Origin of the sequence: Streptomyces sp. NP-1717 (genome assembly GCF_022695985.1) — a bacterium.
Lineage (GTDB): Bacteria > Actinomycetota > Actinomycetes > Streptomycetales > Streptomycetaceae > Streptomyces.
In genome coordinates, this window is sequence record NZ_JAAPBF010000188.1 from 1 (window position 1) to 14,254 (window position 14,254).

A 14,254-nucleotide genomic window follows, 5' to 3' on the forward strand; every position below is an offset into this window, starting at 1 on the left:
GTGACGGTTAGTCCATCCGAATGACCCCCGCCGGGGCCCCAACTATGGTGCGGCGCAAGCGTTCGGGCACTTGGCCCACCGGCATTGCGATGTCAGTGGCGGGTGCCACAGTGGGGGAGTGAGCAAATCCGCCGCAGTGCTGGCAGAGGGGGTGAGATCCGGACGTGTCCGGTTCCGGAGTCGGTGAGGAGATCGGCGTCCAGGGCGCCAGATCCAGGGCTGCCGCCGTGCTGCGCGTGCGCGGCAGGGCCATGGCCGTCGCTCTGCTGCCCGCCGCCGCGGCGGTCGTCCTGCTCGCGGGCGGTGCCACCGGCCGTCTGACCGGCGGGAGTTGGGACGCCGCGCGCTGGGTGGTGACGGGTGTCGCCGTGGCCGCGCTGCTGTGCGCGGCGGCCGTCGCCTTCGTGATCACCAGGGCCAGACCCGCCCTCAGCCCCACCGTGGAGATCGCCGAGCGGTCCGCCCCCGACCTGTACCGACTGGTGCGGGACCTGGCCGAGCGGCTGGACGTGCCCGCGCCCTCAGCCATAGCTCTGACCCCCGACTGCGACAGCTGGCTGGAGGACCGTACGCACCCCGCGCACGCCCCCGTCGACACCCCGACCGACCTGTCCGGTACCGGTACCGGCACCCGGCACACGCCGGGCTCGGCGAACGGGGTGGCCGTCCGCGGCGGCCGCCATCACGTCCCCGCCGCACCCGTCCTCGTGATCGGCTCCCCCTTCCTGTGGTGGATGCGGGTCGCCGAGCTGCGCGCCGTGCTGGCCCCCGTCGTGGCCGGCACGGGACCGGCGTCGCACCCCGACATAGCCGCCGCCCGCCGCTTCGTGCGTGGTCTCGACGCCGCGGTGGCGCTCTCGGGCCGCCCGGACCTCGGGCTGATACGCAGGGCGGCGCTCGTCGTCGTCGGCCGGATCGCCCGTCTGATGCTGCGCGCCTGCGGCGAGCACGCCGCGCTGATGGAGCGCGGTGTCGCCTCCGCCGCGTCCGAGCGCGCACAGGGTGTGGACTACGGCCTGCGGATCGTCGCCCAGGAGCAGGTCGGCCTCGCCTACGCCGGCTGGGACCGGTTGCTGACCCGTGTCGCCCTGCCCGCCTGGCGGATGGGCCGCTGGCCGTCCCGGCTCGACGTCGGGGTCGTATCGGCGCTGACCGAGCTCTCGCGGCGCGACCGGCTGGCCGACGGCTTCACCTCCCGGCTCGGCGAGCGGCCCGCCTGCGATCTCCTCGAAGAGCCCGGCGCGGTCGACGAGGCCGCGTCCCTGCTGGCCGCGCGCCTCTTCCACGGCGGCCCGGCCGCCTCCGGCCCCGACTGGTCCCCGGTCGACTGGCAGCAGTATCCGGAAGAGGTCGTCGACCGCAAGTGGCGTACGGAAGCGGCCAGGCTGCACCGCGTCCTGGACGACATGGGCGTCCGTCCGTCCGCGCGGCCGGGCGGGTCCGCGGCCGACCCCTCCGCCGCCCGCGTGCTCGGCCCCACGCTGGCCCGGGTCATGGACCATCTCGCCGGACGCGGCGAGGAGGCGGGCGACGCCCTGGCCGCCGGGATCAGCGCCGAGGTGGCGCGCGAGGAGGCCGCGGCCGTTCCCGCCGTCCACGCGCCCGCCCCGGCGGCGGACACCGCCGGCGACGCCCTGGCGTTGCGGGGTACGGACCCGCTCCCGCTGCTCCCGCTCATGCCGCCGCGTACGGGCCGTGAGCTGCTCGCCGACCACGTCACGGCGATGGTCTGCTGCGCTGCCGTGGACACGGCGGGCGCGGCCCCGGGCCTCGACTGGCTCGACGGCCCGGTCCTGCTGATGGGCGGCGTACGCCGCACGGACCTGGCGGGCGGGGTGCTGAGCCTGGTGGAGGACGGCGACGTGGAGCCGCTGCGGACATGGCTGGCGTCGACGGGCGTACGGCCGGAGAAACCGGTCCGTCTCGTGTGAATTCGCTCACCACCACCCGGACGGAACGCCCGGCACGGACATGCCGAAGCCCGTGAACCGTCGCGAACAGTCCGCGAACCGCCCGGCGAACCACCTGGCAGGGGCCCGGCGACCGCCCCGCGAACCGCCCGGTGAGCGCCGCACCCCACCCAACCCGCCATCCGTATCGGGGTGTTCCGTCCCCTTCCATTCGCGACGAACGGTGACGGCGCGCGTGCGTTATGTGATGTGCTGGGGGTCGACGCTGACACGGTCCGGCCCCAACGGCGGTCCGCCCACCGGCAGTCGACCAACCACCAAGACCCGGACGGGGATTCCAGGGAGGGGCGCGCCAATGTGCGCCGATCACATCCGACGGTGGGAGTCGGGCGCGCTCGCCCACGCCGTCTCAGACCCCTTCGGCCAGGGACCGGTGCCCTGGCTGCGCGGCAGCGAGACCTACTTCGACGACACGGGCCAGGTCGTCCCCTGGTACGCGGACCCGACCCTCGGACGGGACCGCGGCGGCACCCGTACCGCCGACGACGTCCACCGCCAGATCAAGGGCTTCGCCTCCACCGGCGCCGCCGCGCCCGGCGAGTCGATCGACTTCCACGTCACCGTCGATCCGCCCCAGCCGTTCGCCGTGGACGTCTACCGGATCGGGCACTACGGCGGCGAGGGCGCCCGCAAGATCACCACCAGCCCCCGCCTCTCCGGCATCGTCCAGCCCGCCCCGCTCGCCGCCGAGCGCACGGTCTCCTGCCACCACTGGTGGCTCTCCTGGCGCCTCCAGATCCCGTCGTACTGGTCGCTCGGCGCGTACGTCGCCGTCCTCACGACCTCCGACGGCTACCGCTCCCACATCCCCTTCACGGTCCGCGACAGCCACCCCGCCGACCTGCTCCTCCTGCTGCCCGACATCACCTGGCAGGCGTACAACCTCTACCCGGAGGACGGCCGGCTCGGCGCCAGCCTCTACCACGCCTGGGACGACCGGGGCCGGCTCCTCGGCGAGGAGGACGCGGCGATCACCGTCTCCTTCGACCGCCCGTACGCGGGCGCCGGCCTGCCCATCCACGTGGGCCACGCGTACGACTTCATCCGCTGGGCCGAGCGATACGGCTACGACATCGCCTACGCCGACGCCCGCGATCTGCACGCCGACAGAATCGACCCGACCCGCTACCGGGGACTGGTCTTCCCCGGCCACGACGAGTACTGGTCGCTCCCCATGCGCCGCACCGTCGAGCGGGCGCGCGAACACGGCACGTCGCTGGTCTTCCTCTCCGCCAACACCATGTACTGGCAGGTCGAGTTGGGCCCGTCCGCCTCCGGCATCCCCGACCGCCTCCTCACCTGCCGCAAGCGCCACGGCCCCGGCCGCCCGGCCCTCTGGCGGGAGGTGGACAAGCCGGAGCAGCAATTGCTCGGCATCCAGTACGTCGGCCGGGTCCCCGAGCCGCACCCGATGGTCGTACGGAACGCGGAGCACTGGTTCTGGGAAGCCACCGGCGCCTCCGAGGGCGACGAGATCCCGGGCCTCGTCGCCGGCGAGGCCGACCGTTACTTCCCGCGTACGGCGCTGCCCGAGCACGACGAACGGATGCTGCTTGCCCACTCGCCCTACCGGGACGGCGACAACACCCTTCGCCACCAGGAGACTTCGCTCTACCGGGCGCCCTCCGGCGCCCTCGTCTTCGCCTCGGGCACCTTCGCGTGGTCACCCGCGCTGGACCGGCCCGGCCATGTCGACCCGCGCGTCCAGCGGGCGACCGCGAACCTCCTCGACCGCATCTGCAAGCGGGACTGAACGCGCCTGGGGCCCGTGGGAGAGGCCGCCCCGACCCGCCCCCGGGCATGCCCCGCTCCGCGCGTACGGGAGAATCGGAACCGGAAGAGCACCCGCGGGGAGGAACGAGGAACCGTGTCCGGATTCGTAGAAAAGCCCGAGCCGCTTCAGGTCCCGGGCCTGGTGCATCTGCACACCGGCAAGGTCCGCGACCTGTACCGGAACGAGACGGGCGATCTCGTGATGGTCGCCAGCGACCGCATCTCCGCGTACGACTGGGTCCTGCCCACCGAGATCCCCGACAAGGGCCGGGTCCTGACCCAGCTCTCGCTCTGGTGGTTCGACAAGTTCACCGATCTCGCGCCGAGCCATGTCATCTCCACCGACCTCCCGGACGGCGCCCCCGCCCACTGGGCCGGCCGCACCCTCATCTGCGAGCCCCTGCGGATGGCCCCGGTCGAGTGCGTGGCCCGCGGCTACCTCACCGGCTCCGGCCTCGCCGAGTACGAGCAGACCCGCACCGTCTGCGGACTCGCCCTCCCCGAGGGCCTGGTCGACGGTTCCGAACTGCCCGCGCCGATCTTCACCCCCGCCACGAAGGCGGCCGTCGGCGACCACGACGAGAACGTGTCGTACGAGGAGGTCGCCCGCCAGGTCGGCGCGGAGACCGCCGCGCTGCTGCGCCGTACGACGCTCGACGTCTACGGCCGTGCCCGCGACATCGCCCGCGACCGGGGCATCATCCTGGCGGACACGAAGTTCGAGTTCGGCTTCGACACCGACGACCGCCTGGTGCTCGCCGACGAGGTGCTGACCCCGGACTCCTCGCGCTTCTGGCCGGCGGCGACCTGGGAGCCGGGCCACGCCCAGCCGTCGTACGACAAGCAGTACGTACGGGACTGGCTGACGTCGTCCGCCTCCGGCTGGGACCGCGCGAGCGAGCAGCCGCCGCCGGAGCTGCCCCAGGAGATCGTGGACGCGACGCGCGCCAAGTACCTGGAGGCGTACGAACTCCTCACCGGTACGCGCTGGTAGCTCACGCCCGGACAGAGAGGAACCCCCGGCCGGTGATCCGGCCGGGGGTTCCTGTGCTGAGCGGACGACCAGGTTCGAACTGGCGACCTCAACCTTGGCAAGGTTGCGCTCTACCAACTGAGCTACGTCCGCGTGCGCCGTGGCGCGAAGCCCACTATACCCAACCTCGCTCGCGGGCGAGACGCACCGCCGTATGCCGGCTCGAAGCCCCCAGTTTGGACGCGGCCGACGACAGGTAGTTCCGTACGGTGCCCTGCGACAGCGAGGCCCATGCCGCGATGTCGGCGATCGGCGCCCCGTCGGCGGCCAGCTCCAGCACCTCCGCCTCGCGCGCGGTCAGCGGCGAGTCCCCGGCCGAGATCGCGTCGGCCGCCAACTCCGGGTCCACGTGCCGGTTTCCGGCGTGGACGGTACGGATGATCTCGGCGAGCTGCCGGGCGCTGACGGTCTTCGGTACGAAGCCGCGCACCCCCGCCGCCAGTGCCCGCTTGAGATGGCCGGGGCGGCCGTGGCTGGTGACGATCATCGTCCGGCAGCCGGGCAGTTCGGCACGGAGGGATGTGGCGACCTTCACACCGTCGGCGCCCGGCATCTGGAGGTCCAGGACAGCGACGTCCGGGCGGTGCGCCAGCGCCATCGCCAGCGCCTCGGGTCCGGAGGCGGCCTCGGCGACGACCGTCAGATCCTCCTCCAGCCCGAGCAGCGCGGCGAACGCGCCCCGGATCAGATGCTCGTCGTCGGCGAGCAGGATGCGTACGGGGGCGACCGGCGCGGGGACGGACGAAGGGAGGGACGGCGGCGGCTGACTCACGCGGTCACCTCGCTCGTCCTGGCTGTCCCGGCTGTCCCGGCCGACTCCGCGCTCCCGGTGGTCCCACCGGTCTCCGCGGTCCCGGTCGCCGCCAGCGGCACCCGGGCCGTGAGGCGGAAGTGGGTGCCGTCCACCGGGCCCGCGTCGAGCGTGCCGCCCAGCGTGGCCAGCCGTTCGCGCAACCCGGCGAGCCCGGCTCCCGCCGGCCGGGGCGGGCCGTCCGCGCCCGCCCGGGCCAGGGCCGCCCCGTCGGGCAGCCCGTCGTTCTCCACGACCAGCACCGCGTCGCACCCCTCCCGTACCGTCAGCCGCACCGTGCACTGCCGCGCGTCCCCGTGCCGCAGCACGTTCGTGGCGGCCTCGCGGACCACCCACCCGAGGGCGGACTGCACGTCGGCCGGCAGGCCCGGACCGCCCTCCGCACCGCCGCCCGAACCACCGTCCGCACCGCTGTCCCCGCCCGCATCGCCGACCGTGCCCGCGGCGCCCTCCAGCCGGAAACCGATCCCCGCGGCCCGCAACACGCCCCGCGCGCCTTCCAGTTCGGTGTGCAGATCCACTTCCCGGTACCCGCGCACGACCGCCCGCACCTCGCGCTGCGACTCCCGCGCGATCCGCTGCACCTCGGACATCTGCGCGGCGGCCTGCTCCGTACCCCCGCGCTGCGCCAGTTCCACGGCGAGTTCGCTCTTGAGCGCGATCACCGCCAGATTGCGCCCCATCACGTCGTGCAGGTCCCGCCCGAATCGCAGCCGCTCCTCCGCCACGGCGAGCCGCGCCTGGAGCTCACGGGCGCTGTCCAGGTCCCACACGGCCTTGACCAGCCAGACCGAGAAACCGGTCGTGAACGTCAGGGCCAGACCCGCGATCAGCACCCCGAGCACGGAGCCGAGGATGCCCCCGAAGGGCTCGCCGAACACCAGCCCGGACAGCGCCACGACCACGACGGAGACCAGCACCAACAGCAGCATGTTCTTCACCCGCCGGATGCCCACGACCAGCGATCCCACGCCGAATCCCGCGAAGGCGACGAGCAGATAGGCCAGGCTCTGGACGTCGCCCGTGCGCGGCGCCGGGTTCGCGGCGATGAGCGCCATGGTCGCCACCGTGCCGACACCGGAGAGAACGGCCGTCACGGCCATGAGGCGGATCGGCCGGGGCCGCCTGCCGAGCGCCCAGTCGAGGGCGTACGAGATGTAGGTGCCGACCGCGAGCGCGTGGGCACAGCCGAGCACCAGGAACCAGCCGCCGACCGGCGAGTCGGCGCGTCCGACGGTGCCCATCACCATGACCACCAGCTCGCCGACGACGAAGAGATGGAAGGACCAGCGGGTGTAGATCTCCACCTTGGCGGGTTTGCTCTTCCCGGCCCACGGTCGCGCCCTGCCCATCACCTTCGCCATACCGTCCTTCCCGCTCCCGCCCGTGTCGGCGTGCTCTCCTTCGTACGGACGCGCCCGGGCGCGCCATCGGCGGCGCCGAAGCGCCGCCGCCCGGTGCGTCCCGCTCAGCGCCGCGGCTCCCAGCGGAACCACCGCTTCACAGCAAACACCGCCAGCACCGACCAGGCCAGAGCATTCAGTCCCGCCGTGACCAGGTCCCCGGTCGCGGCGTCGCCCAGCCAGCCCGCCCGCACCAGGGTCACGATCCCGGTCATCGGCAGCAGCTCGCAAACCGAGGCGACCGTGTCGGGCAGCGCCTCCAGCGGCATGAACAGGCCCGATCCGATCGCCGAGAGCAGGAAGACGGGCATGGTGGTGATCTGCGCGCTCTCCACGGTGCGGGTGTACGACGCCGTCGCGGCGGCCAGCGCCGCCATCAGCCCGATACCCACCAGCACACCCAGTACCAGCAGCTCGGGCCGCTGCGGGGCGCTCACGTCCAGGAAAGCCACCCCGACCACGACCAGCAGCACGCACTGCGCGAACGCCAGCGTGGCGGCCGGCAGCGCGGTCCCGGTGAGGATCTCCGGATCGGACACCTCGCCCGTACGGAGCCGCTTGAGCACCAGTTCCTCGCGCCGGGCCGTGTACGCGGAGGTCAGGTTCGTGTAGACCACCATCAGCAGCACCATGCCGATGCCGCCGGTCAGGGCGATCTCCAGGACGCTCATCCCGGTGGCGTCCAGATCGACGTTCTTCAGCGAGACCTGGACCGACGCGATCAGTCCGATCGGCACGAACAGGGCCACGAAGAGCGTCGTCCTGTTGCGGATCAGCAGCGTCAGCTCGGCCCGCGCGAGCGCGCCCAGCCGTCCCGCCCTGGTCGTCGTCCCGCCTTCCGCGGCCGTCTCCCGCTTCTGTGCGACTGTCGCGCTCATGCGGCGACCCCCGTTCCCTTGTTGTCGTCCGAACCCGCACCGGGGATCCCGGCGCCCGTGCGCTGTGCCGCGATGTCGAGGAACGCCTCTTCCAGCGAGGCGGACCGGGCGTCGAGCCCCGCCAGATGTACGCCGAACTCCTCGGCCCAGCGCAGCAGTTCGGCGAGGTCCCGCTGGAGGTCCTGGGTGCGGATCTCGATCTGCGGACCGTCCGCCGCCGCCCGCAGGGTGAGCGGCAGCTGCCCCGGCGCCACGCCCTCGGGCAGCTTGAACCGGATCCGGGCCGGCCTGGTCGCGGTCACCTCCGCCGGTGTTCCCGCCACCTCGATCCGGCCTCCGTGCATGATCGCCAGCCGGTCCGCGAGGGACTCGGCCTCCTCCAGGTAGTGCGTGGTCAGCAGGACGGTCGTGCCGCCGTCGCGCAGCGCCGCGACCAGCTCCCAGGTGTCGCGGCGGCCCTCGGCGTCGAGGCCGGTCGTCGGCTCGTCGAGGAAGAGCACCTCGGGCCGGCCGAGCAGCGCGAGCGCCAGGTCGAGGCGCCGCCTCTCGCCGCCGGACAGCTGCTTGACCCGCACACCGGCGCGCTTCCTCATCCCGACGAGATCCAGTGCCTCGTCGACGGGCCGCGCCCCGCTCGTGCAGCCCGACCACATCCTGACGGTCTCCTTGACCGTGAGATCGGTCGGGAAGCCGCCCTCCTGGAGCATCACCCCGGTCCGCGGCCGTACCGCGGCCCTGTCCGTGTACGGGTCCCGCCCGAGCACCCGCACCGTGCCCCCGCTGGGACGGGCGAGGCCCTCCAGCATCTCCACGGTGGAGGTCTTGCCCGCCCCGTTCGTGCCGAGCAGGGCGAAGACCTCCCCCTCGCCGACGGTGAACGAGATCTCGTTCACCGCCTGGAACCCTCCGGCGTAGGTGCGCCGGAGTCGGTCCACCTCGATGACGTTCCAGTCCACATCCGTGGCCCTTACCGCGCTGTCTCCCCGAGTGCTTGTCATGGCTACAAGACTTCCGGCGGACCGGGCCCGGGATCAGTGCGCGCTGTCACCACTGCTCATGACAAATGTCATCGCTGCCGGTCACACGCCTGGGCCGCGGCGTGAACGCGTCGGGTCTCAGCGCACCGACGGCCTCTGGTGCGTGGCCCAGTGCTCGTCGGCGGTGATGCCGAGCAGTACGACGTCGTGGTGGGCGCCCGCGAAGAATTCGTGCTGCCGCAGCCGCCCCTCCTCCGTGAAGCCGAGCTTGCGGTAGAGGGCGAGGGAGGCCTCGTTGAACGCGTGGACCTCGACCTCGCACTTGTGGTGACGCAGCTCGGCGAACATGTACGTGAGGAGCAGCTCGGTGGCCTCGGTCGCGCAGCCCCGGCCGCGGTGTTCGCGGGCGATCTCGATCCCGGTCCTGAACCGTCCGGCACGGTTGTCCGTCTCACCGACCGTCACGGAGCCCGCGAACGCGCCGTCGGCCAGCGTCTGGATCACCAGCCGGAACGCCTCACCACCGGGAGCACGGCCGGCGCGCTCGGCGGTCCAGGACCGGAAACTCTCGTCGGAGCGGGGCGGCGTGACCAGTCCGGCGTCGCGGACGTCGACGGTGTCCCGGGCCAGGGCTCGGAAGCCTTCCCAGTCCTCGGGCTCCACGGCGCGCAGGCGCACCTTCTTCCCGGTCCACATGTCGCTCACGGCGCGCGCCCCCTCAGCGGATCCCCCATCACTGACCTCACCGGATGGGACGACGAAGGCCCCGGTCACAAGGGACCGGGGCCTTCGATATGGAGCGGACGACCAGGTTCGAACTGGCGACCTCAACCTTGGCAAGGTTGCGCTCTACCAACTGAGCTACGTCCGCAGTGCATCGTCCACCGACGACAGACTTCGATGTGATGCAGAGCGGGTGACAGGAATCGCACACTGCGCCTCCCCCTTGGAAAGGGGGCGTTCTACTACTGAACTACACCCGCACGCTGCGTAGGGTTCGGCTTTTCGGCCTTGCCCTTCGGCGTGCTCCAGACTCTAGCCGATCGCCGGGGGTGCTGTGCAACTCCGTTCCCCGGCGAGCCCGGCCGCGCGTTCCGGAACCGGACGCTTCCTCAACTCGCCTCGCGGAACGCCTCGTAGACCCGCTTGGGGATCCGGCCGCGGGCCGGCACCTCCATCCGGTGCGAGAGCGCCCAGGCGCGTACGGCCGCCGGGTCGGGCGCGAGGGCCGTGTGCCGGTACGACTTACGGTTCTTTCCGGCGTGGGTCTGCCGCCGGCCAGCGGAGAGGTAGGGGGCCAGGGCCTTGCGTAGTTTCTTTGCATTGGCGGGATTGAGGTCGATCTCGTACGACTTCCCGTCGAGGCCGAACGTGACCGTTTCCGCCGCTTCCCCGCCGTCCATGTCGTCGGAGAGCGTGACCACTACGCGTTGCGCCACGGATATCGGTCCTTTCCTGCGGCACCGCCGGGCCGGCGCCATGCTTGGGATCATGGCTGACGTGCGGCGATACCGGGCTTCCGGCTGTTTAGGGGCAATGCGGCTTTCTGCTCTATTCCTTTGTACAGCGAACCGCATCGCATTGTGAAGCCCAGCCAATTGCATCAGCGTGTCCGACGGCAATGGCGGGAGCGATTTTTTTCCGGGATTTTTCCCTGTGGTCTCACGGTGCGATATCGACGGAGATCGGTGGAGAGTCCGGCACTGTGTGGATATCTACCCGCGTAGATTTTGTGTACGGGTACGCTGAAGGCACTCGGGGGGTCGGGGGATTCCCCGGTCAGAACCACAGCCGCAGACAGCAGGCACACAGCAGACAGCTGCACACAGCCGCACCACACCACCGGGAGTGCCAGTGGCACGCGTCGTAGTCGACGTCATGCTCAAGCCGGAGATCCTCGACCCGCAAGGACAAGCAGTGCAGCGCGCACTGCCCCGGCTGGGTTTCGACGGGATCGCGGACGTCCGACAGGGAAAGCGTTTCGAGCTGGAGGTGGAGGGTCCGGTCGACGAGGCCGCCCTCGCCCGCATCCACGAGATGGCCGAGACCTTCCTCGCCAACACCGTCATCGAGGACTTCGTCGTAAAGGTGGAGTCGTGACCACTCGTATCGGAGTCGTCACTTTCCCCGGCACACTCGACGACCGGGACAGTCTTCGCGCGGTGCGGATCGCCGGCGCCGAGCCCGTCTCACTCTGGCACCGCGACAAGGACATCAAGCAGGTCGACGCGGTCGTCCTGGCGGGCGGATTCAGCTACGGCGACTATCTGCGCGCCGGTGCCATTTCGCGATTCTCGCCGGTGATGGAGACCGTCATCGAGCAGGCGAAGGCCGGTATGCCCGTCCTCGGGATCTGCAACGGCTTCCAGATCCTCACCGAAACGCATCTGCTGCCGGGCGCGATGCTGCGCAACAACCATCTGCACTTCATCTGCCGCGACCAGAAGCTGCGCGTGGAGAACGCTTCGAGCGCGTGGACGTCCGACTACACGGCGGGCCAGTCCATCTCCGTACCGCTGAAGAACATCGACGGCCGGTACGTCGCCGCCGAGTCGGTACTGGACGAGCTGGAGGCCGAGGGCCGGGTCGCCTTCCGTTACCTGGACGGCAATCCGAACGGCTCGCTCCGCGACATCGCCGGCATCACGAACGCGGCGGGCAACGTCGTGGGTCTGATGCCGCATCCCGAGCACGCCGTCGAACCGCTGATCGGTACGGGCCGTACCGACGGGCTCGGGTTCTTCACCTCGATCCTGAAGAAGCTGGTAAGCGCCTGATGACGATCAAGAACCTGGACACCGTCAAGAACGCGACGGGGACGCCCGACGTCGACCAGCCCTGGAAGGAACTCGGCCTCAAGGAGGACGAGTACGCCCGGATCCGCGAGATCCTGGAGCGGCGGCCGACCGGCGCCGAGCTGGCCATGTACTCGGTGATGTGGTCCGAGCACTGCTCGTACAAGAGCAGCAAGGTGCACCTCAAGCAGTTCGGCGACAAGGCCCCCGCCAGCGACGCGATGCTCGTCGGCATCGGTGAGAACGCGGGCGTCGTGGACGTCGGCCAGGGGTACGCGGTCACCTTCAAGGTCGAGTCGCACAACCACCCCTCGTACATCGAGCCCTACCAGGGCGCGGCCACCGGCGTCGGCGGCATCGTCCGCGACATCCTCGCCATGGGCGCCCGCCCGGTCGCCGTCGTGGACCCGCTGCGCTTCGGCGCGGCCGACCACCCGGACACCCGGCGCGTGCTGCCCGGCGTCGTCGCCGGTGTCGGCGGCTACGGCAACTGCCTGGGCCTGCCGAACATCGGCGGCGAGGTCGTCTTCGACCCCTGCTACCAGGGCAATCCGCTGGTCAACGCGGGCTGCATCGGCGTGATGAAGCACGAGGACATCCACCTCGCGCAGGCGTCGGGCCCCGGCAACAAGGTGATCCTGTACGGAGCCAGGACCGGCGGCGACGGCATCGGCGGCGTCTCGGTGCTCGCGTCCGAGACCTTCGAGTCGACCGGACCGGCCAAGCGTCCGGCCGTGCAGGTCGGTGACCCGTTCCAGGAGAAGCTCCTCATCGAGTGCACCCTGGAGATCTTCGCCGAGAAGCTGGTCGCCGGTATCCAGGACCTCGGCGGCGCCGGGCTCTCCTGCGCGACGAGCGAGCTGGCGTCGGCGGGCTCCGGCGGCATGCGGGTCGAGCTGGACACCGTCCCGCTGCGTGACTCGTCCCTCTCTCCCGAGGAAATCCTCATGAGCGAGTCGCAGGAACGCATGTGCGCGGTCGTCGAGCCCGACAAGGTCGACCGGTTCATGGAGATCTGCGAGAAGTGGGACGTCATCGCGACCGTCATCGGTGAGGTCACCGAGGGCACCCGCCTGGAGATCTACTGGCACGGCGAGCAGATCGTGGACGTGCCGCCGCGCTCCGTGGCGCACGACGGCCCGGTCTACCACCGGCCGTACGCCCGCCCCGAGTGGCAGGACGCGCTCCAGGCCGACGACGCGGGCAGGCTCGCCCGGCCGGCGGACCCGGCCGAGCTCCGCGAGCAGGTGCTCCGGCTCGTGGGGTCGCCGAACCAGGCGTCGAAGGCGTGGATCACCGACCAGTACGACCGCTTCGTGCAGGGCAACACGGTGCTGGCGCAGCCCGAGGACGCGGGCATGGTCCGCATCGACGAGTCGACCAACCTCGGCGTGGCGATGGCGACGGACGGCAACGGCCGGTTCGCCAAGCTCGACCCGTACGCGGGCGCGCAGCTCGCGCTGGCGGAGGCGTACCGCAACGTCGCCGCCTCCGGCGCCCGGCCGCTCGCCATCTCCGACTGCCTGAACTTCGGCTCGCCCGAGGACCCGGCCGTCATGTGGCAGTTCGCCGAGGCCACGCGCGGTCTCGCGGACGGCTGTCTCCAGCTGGGCACCCCGGTCACGGGCGGCAACGTCTCGCTCTACAACCAGACCGGTGAGACGGCGATCCACCCGACGCCGGTCGTCGCCGTGCTCGGTGTGATCGACGACGTCACGCGCCGCACCCCGATCGCCTTCAAGGAAGAGGGCCAGCTCCTCTACCTGCTGGGCGACACCCGCGAGGAGTTCGGCGGGTCGGCCTGGTCGCAGGTCGTCCACGACCACCTGGGCGGGCTGCCGCCGAAGGTGGACCTGGACCGCGAGAAGCTGCTCGGCGAGATCCTGATCTCGGGATCGCGCGACGGCATGATCGACGCGGCCCACGACCTGAGCGACGGCGGTCTGATCCAGGCCGTCACCGAGTCGTGCCTGCGGGGCGGCAAGGGCGCGCGGCTGGTCGTGCCGGACGGTCTGGACGCGTTCACGTTCCTGCTGAGCGAGTCGGCGGGCCGCGCGGTCGTCGCGGTGCCGCGCAGCGAGGAGCTCCGCTTCACCGACATGTGCGCGGCGCGGGGGCTGCCCGCGACGCGGATCGGTGTGGTGGACGGTGAAGAGGTCGAGATCCAGGGCGAGTTCAGCATCCCGCTGAGCGAACTGCGCTCGGCGCACGAGGGCACGATCGAGGCCCTGCTGTCCTGACCGCCCCCGCGTCCGCCCCCAATCGCCGGACGGGCCGCCACACGTAGGCGGCCCGCCCGGCGATGGGTGTCGTGCCCGGCGCCCACCGGAACACCGGGAGAGGCAGCGCGCGGGCGGTCCTACGGCGTGGCGCCGGCGCCGGGCGCCGCGCGGGGTCGCCCCGGCGGTGAGACGACGTGCCCGGGAGGCACGATGCCGACGTGTCCGTGCCGTGCCCCGTGGCCGGTCGGCCCCCTGCCGCGCGAGAGCGCGCGGCAGGGGGCCGAGCGGTTCGGCGCGGTCGGGGACGTGCGACGCACCCTCGCGTGTGCACCTCTGCCGATCGACTGGTGTCCGCCGGTGCCTCGGCGCCGGGGCACGCTGTACTGCTCCGG

At 71.7% G+C, this 14,254-nt stretch carries 12 protein-coding genes and 3 tRNA genes; 6 read left to right on the forward strand and 9 right to left on the reverse strand.

The window, feature by feature from the left end:
- The first annotated feature begins 164 nt into the window (after nt 1-164).
- The 3 genes from GXP76_RS27525 (at nt 165) to GXP76_RS27535 (ending at nt 4,737) form a co-directional block, all read left to right on the forward strand.
- Entirely contained in the window at nt 165-1,931 is a 1,767-nt protein-coding gene (locus tag GXP76_RS27525; protein ID WP_242574319.1) for a hypothetical protein, read from the forward strand.
- A 334-nt stretch (nt 1,932-2,265) separates the two neighbouring features.
- On the forward strand, nt 2,266-3,723 hold the full coding sequence (locus GXP76_RS27530; protein ID WP_242574320.1) for a N,N-dimethylformamidase beta subunit family domain-containing protein: 1,458 nt from the start codon (nt 2,266-2,268) through the stop codon (nt 3,721-3,723).
- Nucleotides 3,724-3,837: 114 nt separating this feature from the next.
- Nucleotides 3,838-4,737, forward strand: coding sequence for a phosphoribosylaminoimidazolesuccinocarboxamide synthase (locus GXP76_RS27535; RefSeq protein WP_242574321.1), 900 nt, complete (start codon nt 3,838-3,840; stop codon nt 4,735-4,737).
- 59 nt (nt 4,738-4,796) lie between these two features.
- Here the strand turns inward: GXP76_RS27535 and GXP76_RS27540 are convergent.
- The 9 genes from GXP76_RS27540 to GXP76_RS27580 form a co-directional block, all read right to left on the reverse strand.
- A tRNA-Gly gene (locus tag GXP76_RS27540) sits at nt 4,797-4,869 on the reverse strand.
- A gap of 22 nt (nt 4,870-4,891) precedes the next feature.
- Nucleotides 4,892-5,548, reverse strand: a complete 657-nt coding sequence (locus GXP76_RS27545) for a response regulator transcription factor (RefSeq protein WP_242574322.1) — start codon at nt 5,546-5,548, stop codon at nt 4,892-4,894.
- The gene (locus GXP76_RS27550) at nt 5,545-6,951 is read right to left on the reverse strand and encodes a sensor histidine kinase (RefSeq protein WP_242574323.1); all 1,407 of its coding nucleotides are present in this window, start codon (nt 6,949-6,951) and stop codon (nt 5,545-5,547) included. Before GXP76_RS27550 ends, GXP76_RS27545 begins: the two co-directional genes overlap by 4 nt.
- 104 nt (nt 6,952-7,055) lie before the next feature.
- Nucleotides 7,056-7,868 (reverse strand): ABC transporter permease, encoded by an 813-nt coding sequence (locus tag GXP76_RS27555; protein WP_242574324.1) that lies wholly within the window; start codon nt 7,866-7,868, stop codon nt 7,056-7,058.
- Entirely contained in the window at nt 7,865-8,866 is a 1,002-nt protein-coding gene (locus GXP76_RS27560; RefSeq protein WP_242574325.1) for an ABC transporter ATP-binding protein, read from the reverse strand. Before GXP76_RS27560 ends, GXP76_RS27555 begins: the two co-directional genes overlap by 4 nt.
- A gap of 117 nt (nt 8,867-8,983) precedes the next feature.
- A complete protein-coding gene (locus tag GXP76_RS27565) occupies nt 8,984-9,550 on the reverse strand; it encodes a GNAT family N-acetyltransferase (RefSeq protein WP_242574326.1) in 567 nt (188 codons plus the stop codon).
- Between the two features lie 90 nt (nt 9,551-9,640).
- A tRNA-Gly gene (locus GXP76_RS27570) sits at nt 9,641-9,716 on the reverse strand.
- Nucleotides 9,717-9,756: 40 nt separating this feature from the next.
- Nucleotides 9,757-9,828, reverse strand: a tRNA-Gly gene (locus tag GXP76_RS27575).
- Between the two features lie 129 nt (nt 9,829-9,957).
- Nucleotides 9,958-10,284 (reverse strand): Lsr2 family protein, encoded by a 327-nt coding sequence (locus tag GXP76_RS27580; protein WP_242574327.1) that lies wholly within the window; start codon nt 10,282-10,284, stop codon nt 9,958-9,960.
- A gap of 415 nt (nt 10,285-10,699) precedes the next feature.
- Between GXP76_RS27580 and purS the strand changes: the two genes are divergently transcribed.
- The 3 genes from purS to purL are packed head-to-tail and all read left to right on the forward strand — an operon-like array spanning nt 10,700 to nt 13,880.
- On the forward strand, nt 10,700-10,945 hold the full coding sequence (gene purS, locus GXP76_RS27585) for a phosphoribosylformylglycinamidine synthase subunit PurS (RefSeq protein WP_078076409.1): 246 nt from the start codon (nt 10,700-10,702) through the stop codon (nt 10,943-10,945).
- Nucleotides 10,942-11,622, forward strand: coding sequence for a phosphoribosylformylglycinamidine synthase subunit PurQ (purQ, locus tag GXP76_RS27590; RefSeq protein ID WP_242574328.1), 681 nt, complete (start codon nt 10,942-10,944; stop codon nt 11,620-11,622). The genes purS and purQ overlap by 4 nt, the downstream gene beginning before the upstream one ends.
- On the forward strand, nt 11,622-13,880 hold the full coding sequence (gene purL, locus GXP76_RS27595) for a phosphoribosylformylglycinamidine synthase subunit PurL (RefSeq protein WP_242574329.1): 2,259 nt from the start codon (nt 11,622-11,624) through the stop codon (nt 13,878-13,880). The genes purQ and purL overlap by 1 nt, the downstream gene beginning before the upstream one ends.
- Nucleotides 13,881-14,254: the final 374 nt, after the last annotated feature.

What these genes read in the sequence shown, in the direction of transcription:
- GXP76_RS27530 (WP_242574320.1), top strand. Translation starts at nt 2,266, where the DNA reads ATGTGCGCCGATCACATCCGACGGTGGGAGTCGGGCGCGCTCGCCCAC.
- GXP76_RS27550 (WP_242574323.1), bottom strand. Translation starts at nt 6,951, where the DNA reads ATGGCGAAGGTGATGGGCAGGGCGCGACCGTGGGCCGGGAAGAGCAAA.
- GXP76_RS27555 (WP_242574324.1), bottom strand. Translation starts at nt 7,868, where the DNA reads ATGAGCGCGACAGTCGCACAGAAGCGGGAGACGGCCGCGGAAGGCGGG.
- GXP76_RS27560 (WP_242574325.1), bottom strand. Translation starts at nt 8,866, where the DNA reads ATGACAAGCACTCGGGGAGACAGCGCGGTAAGGGCCACGGATGTGGAC.
- purL (WP_242574329.1), top strand. Translation starts at nt 11,622, where the DNA reads ATGACGATCAAGAACCTGGACACCGTCAAGAACGCGACGGGGACGCCC.